The sequence below is a fragment of the Micromonospora sp. NPDC049580 genome (assembly GCF_040675595.1).
Taxonomy (GTDB): domain Bacteria; phylum Actinomycetota; class Actinomycetes; order Mycobacteriales; family Micromonosporaceae; genus Micromonospora.
This window is the reverse complement of the sequence record NZ_JBFAPG010000563.1, coordinates 1-3,735: the sequence shown is the minus strand read 5'-3', so window position 1 is coordinate 3,735 and position 3,735 is coordinate 1. Positions and strand designations below refer to the sequence as shown.

Genomic DNA, 3,735 nt, shown 5'->3' with positions numbered 1-3,735 from the left:
GCTTGCCGCGACGGGGCCGGCTCGATCTCGTACGGGCTCGGACAGCTCGGCCCGGGTGGACGTCGGGGATCGCCCGCGGTCAGGCGATCGTGCAGGTCGCGCCGTTGAGAGTGAACGAACTCGGTCGGGCGGTGTTGCCGGTGTGGGTGGCCTGGAAGCCGATGGTGACCGATCCGCTCGGCGGGATGCTGGCGTTGTAGGCGACATTCCGGGCCGTCACCTGGCCGGACGCGGGGGAGTAGGTCGCGTTCCAGCCCGAGGTGACGCTCTGCCCGCCGGGCAGGGTGAAGACGAGCGACCAGCCGTTGACGGCGCTGGCGCCGGTGTTGGTGATGGTGAGGTTCTCGGTCAGGCCGGTGTTCCAGGCGTTGATGGCCACGCTCACGCGGCACGCGCCGGAACTCGGCGGCGGCGTGGTGGGGTTCGGCGGCGGCGTGGTGGGGTTCGGCGGCGGCGTGGTCGGGTTGGGCGGCGGCGTGGTCGGGTTCGGGGGCGGCGTGGTCGGGTTCGGCGGGGCGGTCAGGCCGAAGAAGGCGACGGCGGCAGCGGCCATGCCGCCGGCGGGCAGGCTGTGCCCGGCGCCCTGGATGCTGTACGCCTCGACCTGGACGGTCCCGCTCGCGTCGGCGTACCGACGCCGGTTCCAGTTGGTCTGCGGCGTGTCGGTGGAGGTGGGTGTCTGGCTGAGCCCGAACACGTTGGTCCACTGCTCGATGGTCTCCTGCAGCAGCGAGTACGGCACGAGGGTGTCGCTGGTGCCGTGCCACAACTGCACGCGCGGGCGGGGGCCGGAGTAGCCGGGGTAGGCCTGCCGGACCGCGTCACCCCACTGTTGCGGCGTGCGGTTCATGTTCCCGCCGGTGCACTGGCTGCTCCCGGGCGGATAGTCCGCCGCGTTGGCGAAGCAGTTGTAGGGGACCCCCATGAACGCCGCGCCGGCCTTGAACACGTCGGGGTACAGCGCCAGCATGTGGTTCGTCATCATGCCGCCGGACGAGCTGCCGGTGGCGTACACCCGGTCGGGGTCGCCGCCGTACTGCTGCTGTGCGTAGCGGATCATCGAGATGATCGACACGGGGTCGCTGCCGCCGCCGCGGCGCTTGGCGGCATCCGACCAGGTGTCGAAGCAGTTGCCGAAGCCGGCCTGCTGGGTGGCCGTCGGGTAGATCACAATGAACCCGTACCGGTCGGCCTGGGCGGCGAATTCGCTGCCGGAGTAGAAGCCGGGGCCCGACCCTCCGCAGCCGTGCATGGCGACCACGATCGCGGGTCTGGTCGGGCGGGTGTCGGGCACGTAGACGTGCATGCGCATCCGGCCCGGATTGTCGCCGAAGCTGGTCACCTCGGTGAGCGACGCGGCGTACGCGGGCTGGAGCGCGGGTGCCACCAGGCCGGCCGCCGCCAGCGACGTGACCAGGGCGAGCAGCAGTTTCCTTCGGATTTTCACGGGGACGACTCCTTCGATCACCTGTGCGGGTTGCGTGTGGTCGCGGGGCGGTCACGGGTGCGCCCGACTGCCCGTGGTGATCGCGCCTCGCCCACTACGTGTGCTTGCCCGAAGCCCGGCTCCGTGCGGCGTCGCGTAGCAGATAGTGTTCCTCGCGGTCGCCGAAGTGTCAATCGACGTACCTCAATTGCATGCGTGGTCGTGCCCGCCGCGACGGGCCCGGCGGCACGGGCCCTCCGTCTACAGTCGGTGCACCGTCCCTGAGCCGAGCCGGGAGCGCCTGTGGCAAGCCCCTTCACCATCGAGGAGATCTATCCCGACGACGGGGACGACCCGCCGCGGCTGCCCCGGCGGCAGGCCGGCAGCTCGCCGCAGGATCTCGCGGTGACCCTGCTGGCCGACTACACCCTGCGGTACCGCGCGCGGATCCCGTCCGCCGCCCTCGTCGCGCTGCTCGCCGAGGCCGGGGTGAGCACGGCCGGAGCCCGCGCCGCGATCAGCCGCCTGGCCCGTCGGGGTGTGCTGGAGGGCAGCCGGGAGGGACGGCGCAGCTCCTACCGGATCAGCCGCGCCGCCGCCGCGAACCTGTCCAGCGGAGGTAGTTGGATCCTGGCCGCCACCACCGAGGTCACGGCGTGGGACGGATGCTGGACCCTCGTCGCCTTCTCCCTGCCGCAGGATCACAGCACCCAGCGGCGGGCCCTGCGTGGCCAGCTCCGCTGGCTCGGGTTCGCGCCGTTGTACGACGGGCTGTGGATCTCGCCGTACGAACTGGGCGCGCAGGGCAGGGCGAAGCTCGCCCGGTTCACCCTCGGCGCCGTCACGGTGTTTCGCGGGCGACAGGCGGCGCTCGACGCGATCGGCCAGCGCGCTCCCATCGACGCCTGGGACATCGAGGCGATCGGTCGGCACTACGAGGAGTTCCTGCGACGGTGGACGCCCCTGGTGCCGAGGCTGCGATCCGGAGCCGTCGACGGCGCGGCGGCGGTGCGGGCGCGTACCGAGGTCATGGACACCTTCCGCCGGTTTCCCACCCTCGACCCCCGGTTGCCGCTGGACCTGCTGCCGGCGGGATGGCTCCGACGGCCGGCCCGGGAGCTGTTCGAAGCCGTCTACGACGGCCTCGCCGAACCCGCCGCGCGCCACGTCCGGTCGGTCGTCGCACGGTTCGTCGACGGCACGCAGCCCGGCATCCAGGCGCACACCACCGCCGACCTCCTCGCCGGGGTACTCCGTGCGGACCCGGCTCCGGACCCGGGCGGTGCATCGGCGACGGTCGAGAGCTGCGCGACCTGAACGGCAACTGACGGGGTCTCCCCACCGGCGACGAGGTGTGTACCTTGTGGAGAACGCGCAGCGCTGGGGAGGCCGGATGACGTCACACGGTGCAGACCTTTCGGCGGCCGACCGGATCGACACCTCCGTCGCGCACCCTGCCCGTCGGTACAACTACCTGTTGGGTGGCAAGGACAACTTCGCCGCCGACCGGGAGTCCGGCGACGCGCTCGCGGCCGCGATGCCCACCATCCGGCTCTCCGCCGTGGAGAACCGGATGTTCCTGCAACGCACGGTGCGCTTCCTGGCGCAGCACGGCGTCCGGCAGTTCCTGGACATCGGGACCGGCATCCCGACCGCCGACAACACCCACGAGGTCGCCCAGGCCATCGAACCGTCGGCACGGGTGGTCTACGTCGACAACGACCCGATCGTCCTGGCCCACGCCCGCGCGCTGTTGTCCAGCACGCCCGAGGGGCGGACGGCCTACCTCGACGCCGACCTGCGGGAACCGGACAAGATCCTCGCCCATCCCGACCTGCGCACGACACTGGACCTGACCGAACCCGTCGCGCTGATGTTGGTGGCCATCCTGCACTTCATCCGCGACGACGAGGACCCCAAGGGCATCCTCGATCGGCTCATCGCGGCGCTGCCGTCCGGCAGCTACGTGGTCGCCTCGCACGTGACCTGGGAATACCTGCCGCCCGCCGCCATCGCTCAGCTCGAAGCCAACAACCGCGACGGCCGGTTCCAGGCCCGGACGACCGAGCAGTTCGCGGCCCTTCTCGACGGGCTGGAGCTCGTCGAGCCCGGCGTCGTGTCCGTGGCGCGGTGGCACGCCGACGACGCGCCGCAGCCGCGTCCGTCCGTGCAGGACGTGTCGTTCAACGGCGCCGTCGCCCGGGTCCGGTGACGACGACCGCCACCGAAGCCGGTGCCGCGGTCGCTCAGCGGCTCTTCTTCGTCGGCCGTTTGCGCGGTGGCGTCAACAGGTCGGCGATCGCCGCGAT

Annotated in this window: 3 protein-coding genes; 2 read left to right on the top strand and 1 reads right to left on the bottom strand. The window is 71.7% G+C overall.

Annotation, left to right across the window (positions count from 1 at the left end; translation table 11 throughout):
- Positions 1 to 79: 79 nt before the first annotated feature.
- Entirely contained in the window at positions 80 to 1,447 is a 1,368-nt protein-coding gene (locus tag AB0J68_RS29105; RefSeq protein ID WP_363941718.1) for a PHB depolymerase family esterase, read from the bottom strand.
- 282 nt (positions 1,448 to 1,729) lie between these two features.
- Here AB0J68_RS29105 and AB0J68_RS29100 point away from each other — a divergent pair, with 282 nt between their 5' ends.
- Both AB0J68_RS29100 and AB0J68_RS29095 read left to right on the top strand, forming a co-directional pair.
- Positions 1,730 to 2,743, top strand: coding sequence for a PaaX family transcriptional regulator C-terminal domain-containing protein (locus tag AB0J68_RS29100; protein ID WP_363941715.1), 1,014 nt, complete (start codon positions 1,730 to 1,732; stop codon positions 2,741 to 2,743).
- Positions 2,744 to 2,819: 76 nt separating this feature from the next.
- A complete protein-coding gene (locus AB0J68_RS29095) occupies positions 2,820 to 3,638 on the top strand; it encodes an SAM-dependent methyltransferase (protein WP_363941712.1) in 819 nt (272 codons plus the stop codon).
- Positions 3,639 to 3,735 lie beyond the last annotated feature (97 nt).

What these genes read in the sequence shown, in the direction of transcription:
- AB0J68_RS29095 (WP_363941712.1), top strand. Translation starts at nt 2,820, where the DNA reads ATGACGTCACACGGTGCAGACCTTTCGGCGGCCGACCGGATCGACACC.